The organism is Pseudomonas hamedanensis (assembly GCF_014268595.2).
Lineage (GTDB): Bacteria > Pseudomonadota > Gammaproteobacteria > Pseudomonadales > Pseudomonadaceae > Aquipseudomonas > Aquipseudomonas hamedanensis.
In genome coordinates this window covers 1260024-1282196 of sequence record NZ_CP077091.1, presented here as the reverse complement: position 1 = coordinate 1282196, position 22173 = coordinate 1260024, and the positions used below count along the sequence as shown (strand labels likewise).

The window sequence follows — 22173 nt, the reverse complement described above, 5'->3', positions numbered from 1 at the left end:
ACATCCGTTCGGTCTCGCCCCTCGCCAACGGCCTATGTCCTGACAGCAGGTTTTTGCCGGCCTGCAGCTTTATGTGGCAATCAAAAAGGATCTCGTAGTGATGCTCGCTCGCCCATCCCGTCGCAGTACCCGTGCCCAGATTCTCAAGCGTGAGGCCGCCGAACCGGCCTTGTGGCTGCTCAAGCCGCTGGCGCACGCGGTTGCGCTCTGTCTGGTGGCGGGCAGTGCGCAGGCGCAAACGGCGTTCAGTTCCAACTGGTTCGCCGCCAAGGGCGCCGCACAACAAGCGGCGGCAGCGCGGCCGAGTATGGGAGGGCTGCCGGGGATGACGCCGCCGCTGGCGCAGCAGCAGAAAGCCAACCAGCAGTTGCAGCGTTCACTGCAGACGCTCAACAACACCGTGGCGGCAATCGCTGCGCAGCAGGCGGCTCAGGCGGCCGGACGCGCGGTGGCGTTGGGCAGTGTGCAAACCGTGCCAGATGGCTTGGGTGAGGGCGGTTTGAAAGTCGACAACAGCCTCACCCAGGGCTGGCTGAACGCCAAGGGGCCGCAGCAGACTCAGGCTGATGGCAAGACCACGGTGACAATCGAGCAGACCGCCGACAAGGCGATTCTCAACTGGGAAACCTTCAACGTTGGCCGCAACACCACGGTCGAATTCGCTCAGCAGTCCAACTGGGCGGTACTCAACCGCGTAAACGACCCGAACGCGCGCGCCAGTCAGATCCAGGGCCAGATCAAAGGCGACGGCACGGTGATGCTGATCAACCGCAACGGCATCGTGTTCAGTGGCAGCAGCCAGGTGAATGTGCGCAATCTGGTGGCGGCCGCGGCCAACATCACCGATATCCAGTTCCGCGACCGAGGCCTGTACTTCGACAGCAGCGCCACCCAGCCGACCTTCACTGACGCGGCCGGCAAGGTGCTGGTGGAACGTGGCGCCAGTATCCAGACCCATTCACCCAAGGCGTCGACGGACGCGGGTGGCTACGCCTTGCTGTTGGGCAACGAGGTGCAGAACGATGGCAACATCAGCACCGCCAAAGGCCAGACGCTACTCGGTGCAGGCGACCGCTTTTACATCCGCAAGGGTTCAGGGACCGATGGCAACGCTGTATCCACGACCTTCGGCAATGAAGTTACACCGGGCTTCAAGGCCGGCGCCGTGGCCGGCAAGGTCAGCAACAATGGCCTGATCCAGGCCGCCACTGGCGACATCACCCTGACTGGCCATGAAGTACTGCAAAACGGTGTATTGCTGGCGAGCACCTCGGTGGCCACGCGCGGCACTGTGCACTTGCTCAACCCGGCGAGCGACAGCGACGGCAGCGTCACGCTCGCTCAGGGCAGCGTCACCGCGATCATGCTCGACAGCAGCGACCTCACCGCGCTCGACAGTCAGCGTGACGCATCGCTACAGGCTGTCAGTGCCAACAACCGAATCCGTGGCGATCAGTCGCGCATCGAGATCGGCAGTGGCGGCAGCGTCGAATTTCAAAACGGTTCGATCACCCTCGCCACCGGTGGCCAGGTGGCGGTATCGGCGGGGCGTCGCAGCTTGGTCCGCGATGGCGCGTTGATCGATGTGGCTGGCGCTGTCGGGGTGAAAGTGGCGATGGAAGCCAACAACATCAAGATCAACGTGCAGGGCAACGAGCAGCGCGATGCACCGGTCAATCGCGAAGGTGGCGCGCTCAACAGTAACGATATCTGGGTCGATGTCCGCGAACTGGTGTACGTGCCGGCCGGCACCAACGGCTATGCCACCGACCGCTGGTACACCGCTGGCGGTTTGCTCGAAGTTGGCGGTTATCTGGGCACTCAGGGGCACACGATCGGCGAGTGGATGGCGCAGGGCGGCAGCGTGAATTTTTCCGGCAATGACGTGGTCACCGAGAAAGGTTCGCTGATCAATTTGTCGGGTGGCACGCTTGATGTGCAGAGCGGCGAGATCCGTCAGAGCTGGTTACGAGGGGCTGATGGACGTTTGTACGAAGTCTCGCGCGCGCCAGGGGATCTGCTCTACACCGGGCTGTACAAAGGCTATGAAGACAGCAGCGAGCGTTGGGGCCAGACACAGATTTTCTATAATCCGCTGATTGCACCGACGTCGCGCCAGGAGTCGGGCTACACCGTCGGCCGCGACGCGGGTCAATTGGTGATAGGCACCCGCAACGCGCTGGTCGATGGGCAGATTCTCGGCGACGTGTTCCAGGGCGACCGCCAGACCCAAGCCCCCCGCGCGGTGCTTGATGGCTATGAACAGAGTCAGACCGCGCGGGCGCGCCGGGCCCAGTTGATCGTGGGGCAATACGATCCGGCCTGGTCGGCTACTGCCGGTGGCCTGCAATACCAGCTCGATGCGCTATTGAACCAAGTGCAGATCGGCGCAAACCCTGCGGCGGCGCTCACAACGCCCGGCCTGGCGGATGCCGTGGCGCAGGAACGGCTCGGTAAACTGTTTCTCGACAGCGATCTGCTCAACGGCTTTCAACTCGGCGCGTTGAAGGTTTCTGCCGCGAAAGCCATCGTCATCGATCAGGCCGTGACAGTTGATGCGGGTGGCGACATCACCCTGTTCGGGCCGCAACTGCAGGTCAATGCGAACCTCACGGCGCGCGGTGGCAGCCTGTATCTGGGTGATGTTTTGACGGGTAACCCCGGATTGACGACGCCAGCCGGGACGCCTGTCGGGGTCACGGTGGCCAGGGATGCGCAACTCGATGCTCGCGGTCTGTGGAGCAATCTGGGCACCGACCCGGACGACGTCAGCAGTCTGGCCTACCTCAATGGCGGTGTGGTCTCGCTGCGCAGTACCGGCAAGGTCAGCCTGGGCAGTGGCAGTCTGCTTGACGTGTCGTCTGGCGGGGCGCTGTTGGCCAATGGCAAGACCCGTGGCGGCAAGGGTGGCGACGTCACCCTGGAGTCGACGCCGCTGACAAGCGCGACGCCGTCACAGGTGATCCTTGATGGCGATGTGCGTGGCTACGGTGTAACCGGGGGCGGCAGTCTGACGATTCAGTCCGGCAAGGTTGTGATCGGTGGATCCGGCGTGGCCCTTGCCGACAACGCGCTGCATCTGGCCCCGAGTCTGTTCAGCACAGGTTTTGCCCGTTATAGCGTCACCGGTCTGAATGGGCTGGAAGTCGCTGACGGCGCTCAGGTCGATGTGGCGATGCCGGTTTATCGTTTTCGCGATGTGGCGCCGAACCAGGCCAGCGGCGTCGATCCGCGTGCGGCCCTCGAATCGTGGACCCCGCCGCTGTTTCAGGAGAACCCGGCCAAAGGTGTTCTGACCCAGCGTGGCGGCGCCAGTCTGGCGCTCCAGGCCGGTTCCAGTGACTTGGCGCTGATTGACCCGGCGAGCAGTCCGCTGTCGATCGGCCACGGTGCACGGATCAGCGTCGACCCAGGGCAGCGCATTAATCTGCGCGGTGCCGGACAGATCACGGTCGACGGGCAACTGCACGCCTGGGGCGGCACCCTCGATATTCGTCAGCAACAGTTTGGCTCGCTGGACGTCGCGACCAGGCTGCAGAACGCCGACCCGCAGGCCCACAACCGTTCGATCTGGATTGGCGAAGACGCGGTGCTGGATGTTGCCGGTCGCGCTTATACCGCCGTGGATGCATTGGGTCGGGTGTACGGTCAGGTCGGCAAGGGCGGCAGCATCATTCTCGGTGGCGAGATCGATTCGAAGAAACTCACCGCGACGTCAGCCGACGCCTATGTGATCGTGCGCGACGGAGCGCGGCTGGACGCTTCCGGTACGCACGCAGTCCTGGACCTCGCCGGGCTCGGAATGACTGACGTCGCCACCGATGGCGGGCGCATTGCCTTGAGCTCATACAATGGCGTGTTTCTCGACGGCCAGTTGAAGGCTGCTGCGGGCGGCATCGGTGCCTCGGGCGGGCGTCTGGAGATTGTCCAGGACGCGCCGCTCTACCAGATGAATCTGGCGAGCAACGAAGTGCGTGCGCCGCGTGAAATGATCATCAGCCAACGCGCGGATGGATCGTTGCTGCCGGCCGATCTGCAAGCTGGTGAAGGTGCTGCGCAGCTGCGTTACGGGCAGACCCGGTTGAGTGCGGAGCGCTTGATGTCGGCTGGCTTCGATCACCTGAGCCTGATGAGTAACGGCTTGCTGACGTTCGCCGATGATGTCGATCTGCGCATGAATCAAAGCCTGAATGTGTACGCCGGCTCGATCTCGCTGGCGCAGGCCGCCAGCGATACGACGCGGGTCAATCTGGCCGCGCCGAACATGCGTTTGTCGGGGCTGGGGTTTTACTTGTCGTCGGATATCAGCATGCGTCCACGGGTGCTGGCCACCCCGACCACACAGGTATCGAACGCTCGATTCACCGCCACCGCTGATTTGCTCGATCTGAGCAACACCTTGTCGTTCGGCGCCGAAGGCACGCTTGCGCAGCTCGGCGCGCCGGCCCTTGCTGTCGTCCGTCGAGGTTTCGATCAGGTCACTCTCGACAGTCGTGGCGACATGCGGTTTCTCGCACCGAACGACAACGAACGCAGCTCGCGCTTGTGGACAGCCGGTGACCTCAATTTGCGCGCGGCGCAGATATATCCCGCTACCGGGGTGTCGGCCGATGTCCGGGTCGGTTATCAGGGCCCTGTCCCGATCGCCGAGGATGCCCGCACATTGCGCATCAGTGGCCATGGCGAAGCACCGCAGGCCTTGCCGTATTCCGCGTTCGGCAGCCTGTTGCTGGTGGCCGGGAATATCGAGCAGGGCGGCGTCATTCGCGCCCCGTTGGGGTTGATCCAGTTGGGGGAGAACTCGCTGGGCAAAACCCGGGAGCTGCATCTGTTGCCAGGGAGTGTCACCTCGGTCAGCGGCGCGGGGCTGGTCATGCCCTATGGCGGCACCACCGACGGCATCGACTATCGCTACAACGGCAAATCCGTGGCGTTGCACGGAATCGCCGGCGCTCTGGATGGCGTGATCCTCACCGGGCAGTACGTCGATGTACAAAGCGACGCGTTGATTGATTTGTCGGGTGGCGGTGATCTGCGCGGCGCAGGTTTCGTTTCCGGGCGCGGCGGTTCCACCGATGCCCGATTCAATCCGCTGGTGCGCAACGCTGCCGATGGCACGTTCAGCTTTCCGGGGCTTGGCAGCAACCCGGTGTACGCCATCGTGCCGGGCAACCAAAGTGCTTTTGCTCCGGCACTTGCCGAGGCGGGTGCGAGCGATCCACGTCTTGGCGAACAAATCACCGTCGGCGCCGGTGTACCTGGCCTGGCCGCCGGAACCTACACCTTGCTGCCTTCAACCTTTGCCTTGTTGCCCGGCGCGTTCCGGGTCGAGGTCAATGGACAGGCAACTCCAGGCATGACCACCGGTGCGCTGAAAATGCGCAACGGGTCCTGGTCCAGTGCGGGGGTGATGTCAATTGCCAACAGCGGTTTGCGCGACAGTCTGCCGAGCCAGGTGATCTTGACCTCGGCCGAGGTTCTGCGCCGCTATTCGCAGTACAACGAAACCAGCTTCACCCAGTTCGTTCAGAGCGATGCAGCCCGTCGGGGTGTGCCACGGGCCTTGGCGCCGATGGATGCGAAGTCGCTGATATTCAAACTGACTGTCGACGATCAATACGACATCGGCATGAATTTCCAGGGCAAGGCCATGTTTGCGCCCGGTGCAGGCGGCGTTGCCGGCACGGCGACCGTGTCAGCCACGCAGCTGGAAGTGCTCGGCCAAGGACAGTCGCACACCCCAGGCTTTGGCGGCGTTTCGGTGTACGCCGACAGCCTCAATCGCCTCGGTGCCGGTCGCCTGAGCCTCGGCGCGACGCCGACAGTCGAGTACGGCACGGCGGGTAACTTCATACGGTTTGACGGTAATGCGTCCGACATTGCTTTGCGTAACGGCGCGGTGTTGTCTGCGCCCGAGGTGCTGATACGCACGACCACCACCAGCGGCGGTATCACCGTCGAAGCGGGGGCGGGTATCAACACGCTTGGCCTGGGCAAAGCACCTTTCGACTCGAACGACGGTTTCATTTATCAGCCCGGCGCCGCCAGCCTGCTGGTCGTGTCCAACGGCTGGACCAATGTCCTTGCGCCGACGGCCGGGAACAGTGTTGATGGGGCCGGCAGTATCCGCATCGGCACGTGCGCAGCACAGCCGTGCACCCAGCCGTCCGTGCTGTATTCCAATGGCAGTATCAGCGCCGCCACCGATAACCGGTTCGAACTCAACGAGGCCGTACGATTTGGTACCCGTCACCTTGCTCTGGCGGTCGGTGCGATCAACGCCGGTAGCGCTGAAGCGATCACGGCGGCGGGGAACGTTCCGAGTGGTTTGAACCTGAACCAGAACGTTCTGGACCGTCTGTTGCGCGGCGACACGCAGTTCGGTGCGCCGGCGCTGGAAACCCTGAGCCTGACCACCCGCGATGCGTTCAATTTCTACGGTAATGTCAGCCTCGATACGCTCGATCCACAGACCGGCGTCAGTCGCTTGCAGAATCTGGCTCTCTCTACGCCTGCCATCTATGGCCTGGGCCAGGCCGGTGACGTGGCGACCATTCGCACCGCCAATCTGATCTGGAGCGGTGCGACCCAGGCGCCGGGTGCGGTGGCCAGCGGCGGGGCGGGAACGGGGAGCGGCACTCTGGACATTCAGGCGCAACGCATCGAGTTCGGTTATGGCCCGAACCCGCAGCCCAACGGCCTGGATCAGAACAACCGATTGGCGTTGGGCTTTGCCACCGTCAATCTCACCGCCAGCGAGCGCATCACCGCCAACCATAAGGGCAGCCTCGCGGTGTACCAGACGCAGGGGGCTTACGATCCTCTGACGGGTTATGCCTACAGCGGCGGCGCCCTCAATCTGCGCACGCCGTTGCTCACCGGTGAAGCGGCGTCAGTCAATCTGCTCAAGGCGGGGGGCAACCTGACGGTGAGTGGCGGTGCGAATGCTGCGGTGGCCAATGCCTTGGGTGCGGAGTTGACGCTTGACGGGCGCAATGTGGTGCTCGACGGTCGCATTGCGCTGGCCAGCGGCAAACTGGTGGTCAAGGCGCAAAACGATCTGACCCTGACCGCCGCGGCACAGCTGGACCTGGCCGGGCGTACGTTGCCATTCAATGACATCAGCAAATACAGCTGGGGCGGCGACGTGGCGCTGTACAGCAGCGACGGCAATATCCGCCAGGCCGCCGGTTCGCGTATCGACCTTTCGGCGCACAACAATCAGGCCGGCCATCTCAGTGCCGTGGCGCTGGCAGCGGACGCGGGTGTGGTCGATTTGCAAGGCGAGATCCGTGGCGCCAGCAGCGGTTATTACGATGCCGGCGGCACGCTGGTGCCGTACAAGGCCGGTGGCGTGGACATTCGCGCACAACGACTGGGCGACAATTTGAGCCAGGACTTCGCTGGGTTGAACCAACGCCTGAACGCCGGGCAGGTGTTCGGCAGCCGCAGCTTCCAGCTCAAGCAGGGCGATCTGCAGATTGGCGAGGGGCTCAAGGCCGGTGAGGTCAGCGTGTCGGTGGACAACGGCAGTCTGACCGTCGCCGGGCTGATCGACGCCAGTGGTGAGCGGGTCGGCAGCATTCGTCTGTCTGCCAATAACGGTCTGACGCTGACTGGCAATGCCGTGCTCGATGCCCATGGTCGCGTGCTGCGGGTCGACAGCTACGGCAAGATCATCGATGCGCCCAACCGCGCCATGGTCGAGCTCGATTCCGGTGACGGCTTGCTGACGCTGGCTGCCGGCGCACGGATCGATTTGCGCCACGGCACCGACGCTCCGCTGGGCAGCGCAGCCGGCCAGAACGACGGTTTGCCGCGCGGTACGCTGGAGCTCAATGCCCCGCGTATCGGCGCAGGCGACATTGCCATTGATGCCAGTGGCGTGCTGAATATTCAGGGCGCGCGTTCCATCGGCCTGAATGCCATGCGGCGCTACACCGATGCTGCCGACGGCACCGATGCGGCGGTCAGCGGGCGCCCGTATCAGGTGATCGATCAGGCTTATCTGGACGGTATCCATGGCGACAGCACGGCGTTCATCGATGCGGCGCTGGGCAACAGCCAATTGCTTCAGGGCAAACTGGCCGGGCTGAACAATGCCATCTACGCCGACGCTTTCCATGTGCGCCCTGGCGTAGAGATCGCCAGCAAAACCGTCGACGGCGATCTGGTGGTGCAGGGCGATCTGGATTTGTCCGGTTATCGCTATGCCAGCCTCAATCCACACACGCCAAAAACCGCCGTTTATGGTTCGGGAGAATCCGGCAGCCTGCTGATCCGCGCGGGTGGCAATCTGGATATTTACGGCAGCATCAACGATGGCTTCGCACCGCCACCGGAAACCGTGGACGACGCCGGGTGGAAACTGGTGCCGGGCATCCAGCCCTTCGGTGGCGACTTGATCGTTCCCGGTGCCGGGGTGACGCTGGCAGCAGGCACTTTGTTTCCGGTCGGTACGACCCTCAATTACGACTTGCCGATACAGGGCGCGACGCTGGCCAGCGGCACGCTGCTGCCAACCCAGGGCATTCTCGCCGGGCCTTACACAATGACCGCCGGCACGGTGTTGGCGGGGGCGGTGCATGATGCCGCCGGCAACCTGTTGTACGCCGCCGGCACCGTGCTCAACGACACCGTGACCTTGCCGGCCGGCAGCCGTCTCGGGGCCGGAACCCGGTTGAACGCCGCCACAGACATGCAGGCGATGCTGTGGCCCAAAGGCGTGCCGTTGCCGGGCACGTTTGCCGATAACCAGATCGTCGGGGTGAAATTAAGCACCGAACTCGCGTTGTTGCGCGGCTCGCTGATTCCATCGATGACTGACGTGGTGCTGGCCGACGGCACGGCGTACATCGATTTGCGTCCGTTGAACGGCACGCAACAGGGACGCAACTGGGCCTTGGCGAGCATGCTGCCGTCGGGCAGCACGTCGTGGTCGATGCGCGTGGTTGCCGGGGCAGACCTTGACGCTGCCGACAGCCGCACCGTGAAACCGCTGACCAGCGAAGGTCATTTGCGCCTGGCGGATACGCATTACGGCATGCTCGTCACCACGAAAGCGCTCGACACCACCTGGGCGATCGACAATCCGTTGGGGTTCCCCGCCGGGGAGGTGGTCAAGGAAGACGAAATGTTCTGGTGCGATATGATCCCCGGCGTCTGCATCGCGCCTGCCAAGTTCCTCTGGGCGGATGGCAACGTGTTGGGCATGCCGACTGGCACCCCGGTTTCCGAAGGCGATTTGTTCTGGTGCGACATAGATCCCAATTGGTGCCTGCCCAATGTCGGCGGCACCACGGTGTCGACGCATACGCAGATGTTCAGCGTACTGCGTACCGGCACCGGAGACCTCGATGTGCTGGCGGCTGGCAACCTGAGTATGGAATCGCCCTTTGGTGTCTACACGGCGGGGACGCAGTCAGGCGATGTCGAGGCGCGTTACAACCAGCCACGTGGTCGCCTGTCGGACAACGGTTCAGTGCTTGGCAGCGCTGGCAGTGACAACGAGAAATGGGTTGATGGCGGCAGTGACAGCCTCTATCAAGCGTGGTACCCGCGACTGGGCGGCAATCTGACGATCGGGGCCGGCGGGTCGGTGTCGGGCGATGTCATCGGGCAACGTACGGTGAGCAACAAAGTCGAAACCCGCGAGCAAGTAGCCAGCGTGGCCGTGGGCAATTGGTTGTGGCGTCAGGGCACGGGCAACGACGAGATACCGACCGCCTGGTGGATCAACTTCGGAAGTTACGCAACGCAGCCGTTATCAGGCGAGACCGGTACGGCGCCTTATCTTGTCGGTTTCACCGGGTTCGGTACCCTCGGCGGCGGCAACATCAGCCTGCGCGCGGGTGCCGACGGCGGCATGCTTGATCCGGTCGGCGATGGTCGCTCCAATCTTTATCCAAGGGGGCAGGGGCTGATCGTTGCGGTGGGCAGCACCGGACGAGTGGGGAGCGATGGCAGCCTGCAATTGACCGGTGGCGGTGACATCGATATGCGCCTGGGCGGTTCGCTCAACCCATCGCTACTGGCGCGGGCGCGGGAAACCGGAACGCAAGCGCCGCGCCACGATCTGCAAGGTGCGGTGATCAACCTGCGGGGGGCTGCGCAGGTCAGTGCGAGTGCGTTGGGCGGCGTCAATTTGCAATATGGCGCGTTTGCACAGGATCAGGATCCGCGCGAAGTCCGCGCCTACGACCCGTTCAGCTCAACCCTGAGCAGCGCGACCGGCGGACTGGTGTTGATTCCCGGTGACTCAGGCATGCGCCTGAGTACGCGGGGCGATCTGGTGCTGGGCGGCGCCGCGGATCCGGGGCGTGTGCGCCTGCAAAACTCCACGGCATTCACTGACGGCAGTGGCGTGGCCCATGCGGGCGGCGGTTTGACTGGCTTCTCACTGTGGACCGAGCACACCGCGATCGATCTGTTCTCGGCAGGGGGCAACCTGACGCCGAGCACGCAGTTGGCCGAAAGCGATCTGCTGACCAATGCCAGCTATAACGTCTCACCCACCGACGGACGCTTTGTATATCCGTCGATCCTGCGTGCGGTGGCGGCCCAAGGCTCCATCTATGCCGGTCCTTCTGCGGCCTACAGTCCCGGCAATGCTCCACCTGCGTTGGGCTACTCGTTGTTGCTGGCGCCGTCCGGTTCGGGTCAGCTGGAAATGCTGGCAGGCGACTCGATCTATGCCGGTGGTTACGCGATCAATCAGTCGGGCGCCAGTCCTTCGGCAATCACTACAGTGTTTGCGCCATCCTTTAACGGCTATGACAACAACAATGCGAGCCGGCCGGTCATGACCAATAACAGCCCGGACGGCGTCGCGACGAAAACCAATGCGTTGTACCCGTTGTTTGTGTTCGGGGCCAACAGTTATTCGGGGCTTGCTGGTGTGCAGGGACCGGCTCGGTTCTATGCGTTGGCCGGGGACCTGGTGGGGGTGCGCAGCGGCGAAACGCTGACGTTCAGCCGATTCGGCGTACCGCAGCGCACCTGGTACGAAGCGGCCGGCCCGGTTCGGATGCTCGCCGGCCGCGATATCGTCGCATCCGGCACTTATCTGGGCCAGCCAACCAAAGCACCCACTGACGGGATGGGGCGTAGCGACGAAGACATCGTTTCCAGCGGCAACCTGTTCATTCATAACCGGCCAAACGATGTGTCGCGGGTTTCGGCGGGGCGCGACATTCTTTACAGCAGCTTCGATATCGGCGGCCCAGGCGTACTTGACGTCAGTGCAGGACGCAACATTCTGATGGAAGACCGTGCCAGTATCACCAGCATCGGGCCGGTGTTGGCAGGCGACCGCCGCCCTGGCGCGAGTGTGGTGTTGCAGGCCGGTGTCGGCGCGCAAGGGGCGGATTATTCGCGCTTCATTGCGCGTTATCTGAACCCGCAAAACGTAGCGGATTCAGCGGTGGCCCTCAGCGCCCAGCCGGGCAAAGTGGTCAAGACCTACGTCGATGAATTGCGCAGTTGGCTGAGCCTCGGTTATGGCTTCAAGGGCAGCGATGAACAGGCGCAAGCCTTCTACGCCACACTGCCGAGCACTGAACAAGCCATCTTCGCTCGCCAGGTGTATTTCGCCGAATTGCGTGCCGGTGGCCTGGAATACACCGATGCCAACGGCCCGCGCACAGGCAGTTATCTGCGCGGTCGCAACGCCATTGCGGCGCTGTTCCCGACCACGGATGTCGCGGGCAATCCGATCCGCTACGACGGCGATATCACGATGTACGGCGGCGCCGGGGTCAAGACGCTGTTTGGCGGCGACATCCAGATGCTCACGCCGGGCGGTGGTCAGGTGTTCGGCATCGAAGGCGCGGCGCCGCCGTCCACGGCGGGGATCATCACTCAGGGCTCGGGCGACATTCAGCTGTACTCGCAGGGCAGCATCCTGCTCGGCCAGAGCCGGATCATGACCACCTTCGGCGGCTCGATTCTCGGCTGGTCCGCCGAGGGCGACATCAACGCCGGTCGCGGCTCGAAAACCACCGTGGTCTACACCCCGCCAAAACGCGTCTATGACACCTGGGGCAACGTCACGCTGTCGCCATCGGTGCCGAGTACCGGCGCCGGTATCGCCACGCTCAACCCGATTGCCGAAGTGGCACCGGGCAACATCGACCTGATCGCGCCACTGGGCACCATTGATGCGGGCGAGGCGGGGATTCGCGTGTCAGGCAACGTCAACATCGCCGCGCTGACGGTGGTCAACGCCGCGAACATCTCGGTGCAGGGCAAGGCGACCGGCGTGCCGGTGGTGTCGGCGGTGAATACCGGCGCAATCACCTCGGCCAGCTCGGCGGCTTCCTCGGCCACCCAAGCGGCAGAAGACGTTGCCCGTCAGCAACAAGCGGCGGCGCGGCAGAATCAGGCTTCGGTGTTTACCGTGCAGGTGCTTAGCTTCGGCAACGAGCAACTGGCGCCGTCGCGCGATGGCGCCAGTCGCACGCCGGCGACGGGCTACAACCCGGACAGCCCGGTGCAGGTGCTGGGTGCCGGGGCGCTGGATGAACAAGCGAAACAGCAGCTGACCGAGGAGGAGCGTGGGCAGCTGACGTTGTAAAGGACTCTCGTGCAGTACGTTTGGGCGGCCGGTTGGCCGCCTTTTTTTTAGAGTGTTTATGGATATTTTTTTCGGGCGTGCAACACGGTCAGAATATTGATGTGGTCTGTCACCCGATAGACCAGTAAATAATTCGAGTTAATGACCATTTCGCGAGTGCCCGGTATTCGACCGGAGCGAAAACCATGCGGTGCCCACGAAAGCCTTTGCGCTGCGGCGCTGAGCTTTTGCTGCAGTGCAAATGAAGCGACAGTGTTGCTTTGTTCAACGTATTCGATGATGTCAGCCAGATCTCCAAGAGCCGGTTTACTCCAGTTAACCGGCAGCGCGTCGATTCTTGCGTCTCTCTTCGAGCATCTGATCGACCAGCACCATTGCCTCATCGTGGGGAACAGGCGGCCGTGGATCATCAAGTGCGGCTTGTACCTTGGCGCGATACCAAAGGTCGTAGCTCGCAGCCTCTTCTTCGGTTTCGAAGTTTGAAACGATAAGTGAAAGTTCAGCGCTCATAATGACCTCCATGATCAATGTGCAGCAGTCTAAGGGGATGTGGGCTCGTTGTCGTCACTGGCAGGACGAGGAACACATCATCCCTGAACAGACCATTCATATCTGTCAGACGCTTCGCTTGTGAAGGGCGTGAAGTCGATCAGGGGTGTAGTTCGATTCTGTAGGAAATTATCAGTTTTCATTGGGCTGATATAAGCCTCCAACGCATGACTCAGCGCCAACCCAAGTCGTCATGGGGCGGCCGGTTGGCCGCCTTTTCAGGTTGAAGGGGTTCGAGGATATTTTTGTCGAGCGTGAAGCACCCTGAGTATGTCGATCTGCCCATTCACCCGATAAACCAGGAGATAGTTCGGATGAACCACCATTTCGCGAGTGCCAGGCACCCGACCGGATCGGTAGCCACGGGGTATGGGAGAAAGTTTCTGCGCTGCGGCAACGGCTTTGCGCTGAAAGGAAACCGAAGCAATGGAGTTGTGCTGGTCGATGTAATCAATGATGTCAGCCAGTTGACGAATTGCCTTGTAGCTCCATTTAACCTGCAGCGCGGCGCTTCCTGCGGTTTTCTTCATTCATCTGGTCGAGCATCACCATGGCTTCGGCATGGGGAATGCCCGGGTGCGGATCATCAAGTGCTTCCTGTACCTCAGCACGAAACCAAAGGTCGTAATCCGCAGCCTCTTCTTCGGTTTCGAAGTCTGAAACGATAAGTGAAAGTTCAGCGCTCATAATGACCTCCATGATCAATGTGCAGCAGTCTAAGGGGGATGTGGGCTCGTTGTCGTCACTGGCAGGACGAGGAACACATCATCCCTGAACAGACCATTCATATCTGTCAGACGCTTCGCCTGTGATGGGCGTGAAGTCGATCAGGGGTGTAGTTCGATTCTGTAGGAAATGAGCTTTTGGTCATCGAGCTGACAGCCGCCGCTCAAAGCAACGGCCACAGCTACGCCGCCTTCAATTGCCGTCCGCCACCTTGCGCTCGATCTCGTCGACCTTGCGTTGCAACTCTTCCGCTTCCTGCTCTTTGACCCGGTTGGAAGAAGGCGTAATGGTCTTGTCCACGCCCTCGGTGCTGCCGTCGCGGTCCTCAAGATCGCGCTCGACCACGTTCACCGGTTTGCCGCTGGCATCGGTGGGTGGGGCGTTGGGGGTTTTGTCGTCATTGGGATTCATGTCGCTGGCCTCCTGTGGGTGTAAATATTGGAGACAGCGCGGCGGCAGACGTTCGAAATTTTTCAGCGCAAAAGCCCTCTCCCGCAGGAGAGGGCACAACGGCGACTTTTTCAGTCTTTGAGAATGTCGCGATCTTTGGTTTCCGGCAGAAAGAACGTGCCGAGGATCGCGGTCGCCACAGCGATCACGATCGGGTACCACAGCCCGTAATAGATATCACCGGTGGCCGCGACCATGGCGAACGCGACGGTCGGCAGGAAGCCGCCGAACCAGCCGTTACCGATGTGGTAGGGCAGCGACATCGAGGTGTAGCGGATACGTGTCGGGAACAACTCGACCAGCCACGCGGCAATCGGCCCATAAACCATGGTCACGTAGATCACCAGGATCGTCAGCAGAAGCAGCAGCATCGGGTAGTTGGCTTTTGCCGGATCGGCTTTTTCCGGATAGCCGGCTTCTTTCAGCGCGCTGCCCAGGCTGGCGGTGAAGGCGTCGTTGCGGGCCTTGAAGTCGGCAGCCGGCAATGCGCTGCCTTCGAAACTCTCGATGACTTTGTCACCGATGCGCACCTGCGCCACAGTCCCCGGCTCGGCCGCGACGTTCTCGTAAGGAATCGCCCGCTTCGCCAGCAGGGTCTTGGCGACGTCGCAGGAACTGGTGAATCGCGCCTTGCCGACCGGGTCGAACTGGAACGAGCACTGGTCCGGGTTGGCGATGACCTTGACCGGGTTTTTCTCTTGCGCGACGAACACGTCAGGGTTGCCGTACTGGGTCAGCGCAGTAAAGATCGGGAAGTACGTCAGTGCCGCCAGCAGGCAGCCGACCATGATGATCGGCTTGCGTCCGATGCGATCAGACAGGCTGCCGAAAATCACGAAGAACGGCGTGCCGATCAGCAACGAACCGGCGATGAGCAGGTTGGCGGTCTGTGGGTCGATCTTCAGCGTCTGCAACAGGAAGAACAGCGCGTAAAACTGTCCGGTGTACCAGACCACCGCTTGCCCGGCGGTGCCGCCCAGCAGCGACATGATCACCACTTTGAGGTTGTCCCAACGGGCGAAGGATTCGGTCAGCGGCGCCTTCGAGGCCTTGCCTTCGTCCTTCATTTTCTGGAACACCGGCGACTCGCTCAGCTGCAGACGGATGTACACCGACACGGCCAGCAGAATGATCGACAGCAGAAACGGAATCCGCCAGCCCCAGGCTTCGAACGCTTCGGTGCCCAGCGCCGTGCGGCAGGCGAGGATCACCAGCAGCGACATGAACAGACCAAGGGTGGCAGTGGTTTGAATCCACGAGGTAAAGAAACCGCGCCTGTTACGCGGCGCATGTTCGGCCACGTAGGTCGCGGCGCCGCCGTATTCGCCACCCAGGGCCAGGCCTTGGAGCAGACGCAGGGTAATCAGAATGACCGGTGCCGCCACGCCAATGGTCGCGTAACCGGGGAGCAGACCGACGATGGCGGTGGACACGCCCATGATGACGATCGTGATCAGAAAGGTGTGCTTGCGTCCGATCATGTCGCCCAGGCGGCCGAACACGATGGCACCGAACGGCCGTACCGCGAAGCCGGCAGCAAAGGCCAGCAGGGCGAAAATGAACGCGGTGGTTTCGTTGACGCCGGCGAAGAAGTGCTTGGCGATGATCGCCGCCAGCGAGCCGTACAGGTAAAAGTCGTACCACTCGAAAACCGTGCCCAGCGAGGACGCAAAAATGACTTTGCGTTCCTCCTTGGTGATGCCGCCGCTGCGCGGTGGCGTGCCGGTGGATGCTGTGTCGATTGTGGCCATGGGTGTTCTCCGTCGTGCTTATTGTTGTAGGCCGGAGTCCCCCGTTACTGCCTGTCGCACTCTGGCCCGTTGGCATCTGCCGCCATTGCTGTCGCGTGAAGCTTGCACAGTCTGACCGCCTCGCAGGGCTGCAAGGTTTCCTCAAGCATAATCAGCTTTTGCCAGATATCCACTCGGCCTACGCTTTCACCCAACGCTGGCGGCTCCAGGCACTCAACCAGTCGACCAGAAACACCAGCAACAGCATCGCCAGAATCACCGTACTGGCCTGCGCTTCCTGAAACAGGCTCAGGCTGACATAGAGCATCTGGCCCAGGCCGCCAGCGCCGACAAAACCCAGCACGCTGGCCATGCGGATGTTGTTTTCCCAGCGATACAGGCAGTAGGCGAGCAGTTGCGGGGCGAGGTTGGGCAGCGTGCCGTAGCAGAACGCGAGAATCGGATTGCCGCCCTGCAAACGGATCGCTTCGGCCGGTTGCGGCGGGGTGTTTTCCAGCGCTTCGGCGAACAGTCGACCGAGCACGCCGGTGGTGTGCAGGGCGAGGGCGAGGGTGCCGGCGTTCGGTCCCAGCCCGGCGGCGAGCACCATCAGCGCCGCCCAGACCAGCTCCGGAATCGCCCGCAAGCCGTTGAGCAGCAAGCGCGCCGCGCTTTGCAGCGGCCAGCCGAAACGCCCGGCGGCGGGCAGCGCCAGAACGATACCAAACAGCGCCGCGAGCAGGGTGCCAAGGGCGGACATGGCCAGGGTTTCCAGCGAACCGTGAGCGATGGCTTTCAGGTAACCAGCGCTTAAGTCGGGGCTGAGAAAACGCTGCACATAAGCACCCATCTGCTTGAGGCTGTTGGCGCTGCCCAGCTCGCCGAGATCCAGCTCCAGATAAGCGAAGGAGGCGACCACGGCGACGGCAATGCCGAGGACCAGCAGCACGTTGATCAGGCGCCTCATGTCAGTCTCCAGCGCAACAGACGGCTGAGCTGATCGGCGCACAGTACCAGCAGCAAAAACGTCAGCAACATGCTGGCGACTTCACCGCCGGCGAACATGCGGATCGATAAATCGATTTGCTGGCCCAGACCGCCGGCCCCGACAAAGCCCATCACCACCGACGCGCGGATTGCACATTCCCAGCGATAGACCGTGTACGACAGCAGCTCTGCGGCAACATTGGGCAGCGTGCCGTAGGCGAACGCCGCCAGCCGACCGCTGCCGGCCTGCAGCAAGGCGTGCGCCGGGCGCTGGTCGGTGGATTCGAAAATCTCCGCGTAGACCTTGCCGAGCATGCCGCTGTAAGTGATGGCGATGGCCAACACACCCGCTGCCGGGCCGAGGCCAACCGCTCGCACGAATAACAGCGCCCAGACGATTTCCGGCACGCTGCGCAGAAAAATCAGCAAGCCGCGCACCGGCCAGCGCAGCAAGCGCCCGGGCAGGCTCGGCACGCCGCCGCGTGAGGCGGCAGAAAGTGACAACGCGCGGCTGGCGATCAGGCTTGCCGGCACTGCCAGCAACAAGGCCAGCGCCATGCCCGCCGTGGCAATCGCCAAGGTTTGCAGGGTGGCTTTGAGCAGCAATTGCAGGAACGCTTCATCGTGCGCAGGTGGCCAGAACGCCGAGACGAAACGGCCCATCTCGCTTTGGCTGTCGGCTTGAAACAGCACACCCAGATCAAGTTCACTGAGGAGGATGCCCGGCCACAGCAGGGCAATCGCCAGGACGGTGAGCAGTAATCGCGGCCACGCCGCAGGGTCGCGTGTGTCCGTTTTCAGCATCGCGGGATCTGCACAATCAACGGCGCCACCGCAGCGGTTGGCGATTGCAGTTGTTCGTTGGCGTACAGCGCATCGAGCTTGTCTCGGCTGACTTCATCAGAAGGGCAGTCGAAAAGAACTTGGCCGTCGCGCAAACCGATGACCCGTGGGAAGTGCGCCAGCGCCAGTTCCACCGCGTGCAGGCTCGCCACCAGCGTCACGTTATGCTCGCGGGCATGGCGCGCCAGGATCGACAGCGTATGCCCGGCCAGCACCGGGTCCATCGCCGAGACCGGCTCGTCGGCCAGCAGAATTTCCGGCGCCTGATACAACACCCGGGCAATACCGACGCGCTGCAATTGCCCACCGGACAATTGCTGGCAATGGGCGAACAATTTTTCGCCCAGATCCAGTTGCGCCAGTGCGGCGCGCGCACCGGCCACATCCAGCGGATGCAGCAGATTCAACAGACTTTTGCCCAGACTCCACTGACCGAGCTTGCCGGCCAGCACCGCGGTGATGACCCGTTGACGCGGCGGAATCGGCGGCGCCTGATGCACCAGACCGATGCGCGCCCGCAGGCGCTGGCGTTGTGGGGACGACACGTGCCAGGCACGTTCGCCAAGTACCTCGATCTCGCCGCTGCTGGGCTTCAGCGCGGTTGCCAGCAGGTTGAGCAAACTCGACTTGCCGGCACCGGACGGGCCGATGATCGCGACCTGTTCGCCGACGCCAATCTGCACGTCGACACCGCGAAGGGCTTCGACGCCGTTGGCGTGGCGCAGGCTGCCCTGGTGAAGGCGTAGGGTCATTTCAGCAGTTCGGCGGCGCGGGCGGCTTCCTCGATGCCCTTGTAGTTTTCAGGCTTGGTGTCGATGAAGCGACTGGCCGCCTGCAGATCAAGAATCTTCTTCTGCTCAGGATTGGCCGGGTCGAGGTCGAGGAAGGCTTTCTTGATTTTCGCCGCCAGCTTCGGATCAAGGGTGCCGCGCACGGTCCAGTTGTAATCGAAGTAGGTTGGCGTGGTGGCGAAGACCTTGACCTTGTTGGTGTCGACCTTGCCGGCATCGACCAGCTTCTGCCAGACGCTGGCGTTCAACACACCGGCATCGACCTTGCCGGCCTGTACCCAGGCAACGGTGGCGTCATGCGCGCCGGAGTAGGCGACGCGACTGAAATAGGCTTCCGGCTTGATGCCGTCATTCTTGAGCATGAAGTAACGCGGCATCAGGCTGCCGGACGTGGAAGAGACGGAACCGAAAGCGAAGGTCTTGCCCTTCAGATCAGCGAGGCTTTTCACGTTCGGGTCGGCGGTGATGAACTTGCTGGTGAACTGCGCATCCTGTTCGCGCTGCACCAACGGGATTACCGGGGTGGTCGCGTCGGTTTTCAAACGCGCCTGGACAAAGGTGAATCCCCCGAGCCAGGCCATGTCGAGGCGATCAGTGGCGAGCGCTTCGACCACGGCCGGATAGTCGGCCACCGGCACGAACTGCACTTTCATGCCCAGTTGCTGTTCCAGATAAGCCCCCAGTGGCTCGAATTTGCGCAGCAGCTCGGTCGGGGCTTCATCGGGAATCGCGCTGACACGCAAGACCTCGGCGGCTTGCGTCATCAATGCAGAAAGAGACAGGGCCAGGCCGGCGGTCAGGGCCAGGGTTCGTTTGAGCATGGAATTCTCCGTTTCGTAAGCGTCAACATTCGAAGGGCCACCGGTAGTTAACGGCGCGCCACGTCAGGGTAGACGAAACGGCGAGGTTATACGCATTCGCGAGGAGATTGGCCAGCCTCCGTGCCGGCGCGTTGTGTCTGTTTATGTGCTGTACCGGTCAGGCCGCTTCGGGCAGTTTCGCAATCACCTTGATTTCAAAATCGAAACCCGCCAGCCAGGTCACGCCGACAGCGGTGACAGTCGGGAACGGTGCTTCGCCCCAAAACTCCGGCACCACACTCCAGATCGTTTCGAACGTCGAATGCGGATCGACCATGAACACCGTGACATCCACTGCATCATCGAAGCTGCAACCAGCCTCAGCGAGAATTGCATTGAGGTTATTAAAAGCCGTGCGCACCTGATCACGCAGATCTGCCTCGGGTGAACCGTCCTCCCGGCTGCCGACTTGTCCCGAGACAAACAGAAAGCCGTTGGAACGAATCGCCGGCGAATAGCGGTGACGCTCGTAAAGAGCATGGCGGGCAGGTGGGAATACAACGTCGCGCTTGTTCATTGGATGACTCCATCATTGGGTTGATGGGCCGACTGTAGGTATTTGCAGGCGGGCGATAAACGCGCAAGCTTGGCGTTCACTGTTTGTAATTGCCAAACAATCGAGGCGCCAATGGACCGGTTCGATGCGATGCAGGCCTTTGCCCGGGTGGTCGAGGCGGGCAGTTTCACCAAAGCCGCCGAGACCTTGCACATGAGCAAGACCACTGTCACCCAACTGGTGCAGCAACTGGAGGCGCGCTTGCGGGTGCGGTTGCTTAATCGCACCACGCGCAAAGTCAACGTCACCGCCGATGGTGCGGCGTATTACGAGCGGGTGATCAAGCTGCTGGCCGATCTGGACGACGCCGAAACCAGCCTGCCCGGCGCCGCCGCACGGCCACGCGGGCGCTTGCGCATCGACGTGCCGAGCCCGTTCGCGCGGCTGATTCTGGTGCCGGCCTTGCCAGCGTTTCATGCGCGCTACCCGGATATCCAGATCGACATGGGCGTCAGCGACCGCATTGTCGACATCATCGATGAGAACGTCGATTGCGTGGTGCGCGGTGGCGAACTGCTCGATCAATCGCTGATGGCGCGCAAGGTCGCTGATCTGCCATTGGGCGTGTTTGCCGCGCCAGTGTATCTGGCTCGCGAGGGCACGCCGGCGCATCCGCTGGAACTGGAAGACTCCCATCACCGCGTCGTCGCTTTTCTTTGGGCGCGCACGGGCAAACCCGTGCCTTATGCCTTGCACAACGGTGCTGAGCAGTTGCAAATCAAAGGCCGCCACGTGCTCGCGGTCGACGACGGCAACGCCTACCTCGCGGCGGGCCTCGCCGGGTTGGGCGTGCTGTGGTTGCCCACGTACATGTCTGACGCGCCTGTGGCAAACGGAGAATTGGTGCCGCTGTTCGAAGACTGGCAGCTTGAACCGATGCCCCTTTACATCGCCTACCCGCCGAACCGGCATGTCAGCCTCAAGTTGCGGGTGTTTATTGATTGGGTGGTGGAGTTGATGGCGCTGCGAGTGCCGGTTGTGACGCGCCAGTCACTGGCATGATTGACTCCGGCGCAGATCAGGCCAACTATCGCCCCATAATAATCACCGATGGACCCGACCTTGATCGAACGACGTCAATTCAGCGGAGGCATGAAGGGCAAGAACCTCCGCTATCTGAATGAGCAGGACACCGCCAGCAGCGGTGTGACCCGCACCGGTTTTTTGCTCCTCGAACATTTTTCGCTACCGGCCTTCACCCAGGCACTGGACACGGTGGTCACCACCAACCTGTTGCGTCCGGGGCTTTTCTCGTCGCGCACTTTCGGGTTGGGCGATGGCGAGGTGATCAGTGACCTGGGTCTGGTCATCCGCCCTGATGCACGGCTGAATCCAGCGGCGCTGCAAGCGCTGGACCTTTTAGTTGTATGTGGAGGTTATCGCACCGAACTGCGCGCCAGTGACGAGTTCATCGGACTGCTCAAAGCGGCGGCGGAGCGGGGCGTGAGCCTCGCCGGTTTGTGGAACGGTTCGTGGTTTCTCGGCCGCGCCGGTCTGCTCGACGGCTATCGCTGCGCAATCCACCCGGAACATCGCCCGGCGCTCACCGAGATCGCCAAGAGCACCCACGTCAGCAGCGAACCCTACGTCATTGATCGCGACCGCCTCACCGCCTCCAGCCCGTCCGGGGCGTTCCACATGGCGCTCGACTGGATCAAGGGCTTGCATGGCAAAGCGTTGGTCGAGGGCATTGAAGACATTCTGGCCTTCGAGGAGTCGCGCTACCGGCGGATCAAACCGGACGAAAACATCTGCGTCAGCGCGCCGTTGCGTGAAGTGATCAAGCTGATGGATGCCAACCTCGAAGAGCCGCTGGAACTGGAACAACTGGCGGTCTACGCCGGGCGCTCGCGGCGTCAGTTGGAGCGCCTGTTCAAGGAACAACTGGGCACCACGCCGCAGCGCTATTACCTGGAGCTGCGTATCACCGAAGCGCGGCGCCTGCTGCAACACACTGAACTGTCACAGGTGGAAGTGCTGGTGGCCTGCGGATTCGTCTCGCCGAGCCATTTCAGCAAATGCTACAGCTCATACTTCGGTTATCGCCCATCGAAAGAAAAACGGCTGGTCAAATAGACCCCGCCGTTTTTGCCCTCGAGGGGTTTTT

Annotated in this window: 14 protein-coding genes; 3 read left to right on the top strand and 11 right to left on the bottom strand. The window is 62.3% G+C overall.

All coding sequences use genetic code 11. The features are described from left to right. Nucleotides 1-100: 100 nt before the first annotated feature. Nucleotides 101-12574: a filamentous haemagglutinin family protein gene (locus HU739_RS05430; RefSeq protein ID WP_186551335.1), complete on the top strand. Its 12474-nt coding sequence runs from the start codon at nt 101-103 to the stop codon at nt 12572-12574. A gap of 56 nt (nt 12575-12630) precedes the next feature. Here HU739_RS05430 and HU739_RS05425 read toward each other — a convergent pair whose 3' ends face one another. From HU739_RS05425 to HU739_RS05375, 11 genes are all read right to left on the bottom strand, one after another. Then, nucleotides 12631-12957 carry a type II toxin-antitoxin system RelE/ParE family toxin gene (locus HU739_RS05425; protein WP_186551336.1) on the bottom strand — a complete coding sequence of 109 codons (327 nt, stop codon included), beginning with the start codon at nt 12955-12957 and terminating at the stop codon, nt 12631-12633. Then, on the bottom strand, nt 12890-13084 hold the full coding sequence (gene relB / locus HU739_RS05420) for a type II toxin-antitoxin system RelB family antitoxin (protein WP_186551337.1): 195 nt from the start codon (nt 13082-13084) through the stop codon (nt 12890-12892). The genes HU739_RS05425 and relB (HU739_RS05420) overlap by 68 nt, the downstream gene beginning before the upstream one ends. Before the next feature lie 257 nt (nt 13085-13341). Beyond that, a complete protein-coding gene (locus HU739_RS05415) occupies nt 13342-13653 on the bottom strand; it encodes a type II toxin-antitoxin system RelE/ParE family toxin (RefSeq protein WP_202884245.1) in 312 nt (103 codons plus the stop codon). Next, entirely contained in the window at nt 13616-13810 is a 195-nt protein-coding gene (gene relB / locus HU739_RS05410) for a type II toxin-antitoxin system RelB family antitoxin (RefSeq protein ID WP_186551338.1), read from the bottom strand. The genes HU739_RS05415 and relB (HU739_RS05410) overlap by 38 nt, the downstream gene beginning before the upstream one ends. A 231-nt stretch (nt 13811-14041) precedes the next feature. Then, complete coding sequence (locus HU739_RS05405) at nt 14042-14260, bottom strand: hypothetical protein (RefSeq protein ID WP_186551339.1); 219 nt, start codon at nt 14258-14260, stop codon at nt 14042-14044. Nucleotides 14261-14370: 110 nt separating this feature from the next. Beyond that, nucleotides 14371-16050, bottom strand: coding sequence for an MFS transporter (locus HU739_RS05400; protein ID WP_186551340.1), 1680 nt, complete (start codon nt 16048-16050; stop codon nt 14371-14373). A gap of 178 nt (nt 16051-16228) precedes the next feature. Then, nucleotides 16229-16996 (bottom strand): phosphonate ABC transporter, permease protein PhnE, encoded by a 768-nt coding sequence (phnE, locus tag HU739_RS05395; RefSeq protein ID WP_186551341.1) that lies wholly within the window; start codon nt 16994-16996, stop codon nt 16229-16231. Beyond that, nucleotides 16993-17820: a PhnE/PtxC family ABC transporter permease gene (locus HU739_RS05390; RefSeq protein WP_186551342.1), complete on the bottom strand. Its 828-nt coding sequence runs from the start codon at nt 17818-17820 to the stop codon at nt 16993-16995. The genes phnE and HU739_RS05390 overlap by 4 nt, the downstream gene beginning before the upstream one ends. After that, nucleotides 17814-18611: a phosphonate ABC transporter ATP-binding protein gene (locus HU739_RS05385; RefSeq protein ID WP_186551343.1), complete on the bottom strand. Its 798-nt coding sequence runs from the start codon at nt 18609-18611 to the stop codon at nt 17814-17816. The genes HU739_RS05390 and HU739_RS05385 overlap by 7 nt, the downstream gene beginning before the upstream one ends. Continuing rightward, complete coding sequence (locus HU739_RS05380) at nt 18608-19471, bottom strand: putative selenate ABC transporter substrate-binding protein (RefSeq protein ID WP_186551344.1); 864 nt, start codon at nt 19469-19471, stop codon at nt 18608-18610. The genes HU739_RS05385 and HU739_RS05380 overlap by 4 nt, the downstream gene beginning before the upstream one ends. Nucleotides 19472-19628: 157 nt before the next feature. Continuing rightward, nucleotides 19629-20027, bottom strand: a complete 399-nt coding sequence (locus tag HU739_RS05375; RefSeq protein ID WP_186551345.1) for a RidA family protein — start codon at nt 20025-20027, stop codon at nt 19629-19631. 111 nt (nt 20028-20138) lie between these two features. Here HU739_RS05375 and HU739_RS05370 point away from each other — a divergent pair, with 111 nt between their 5' ends. Both HU739_RS05370 and HU739_RS05365 read left to right on the top strand, forming a co-directional pair. Beyond that, nucleotides 20139-21068 (top strand): LysR family transcriptional regulator, encoded by a 930-nt coding sequence (locus tag HU739_RS05370; RefSeq protein WP_186551346.1) that lies wholly within the window; start codon nt 20139-20141, stop codon nt 21066-21068. 48 nt (nt 21069-21116) lie between these two features. Next, on the top strand, nt 21117-22142 hold the full coding sequence (locus tag HU739_RS05365) for a GlxA family transcriptional regulator (protein WP_186551347.1): 1026 nt from the start codon (nt 21117-21119) through the stop codon (nt 22140-22142). Nucleotides 22143-22173 lie beyond the last annotated feature (31 nt).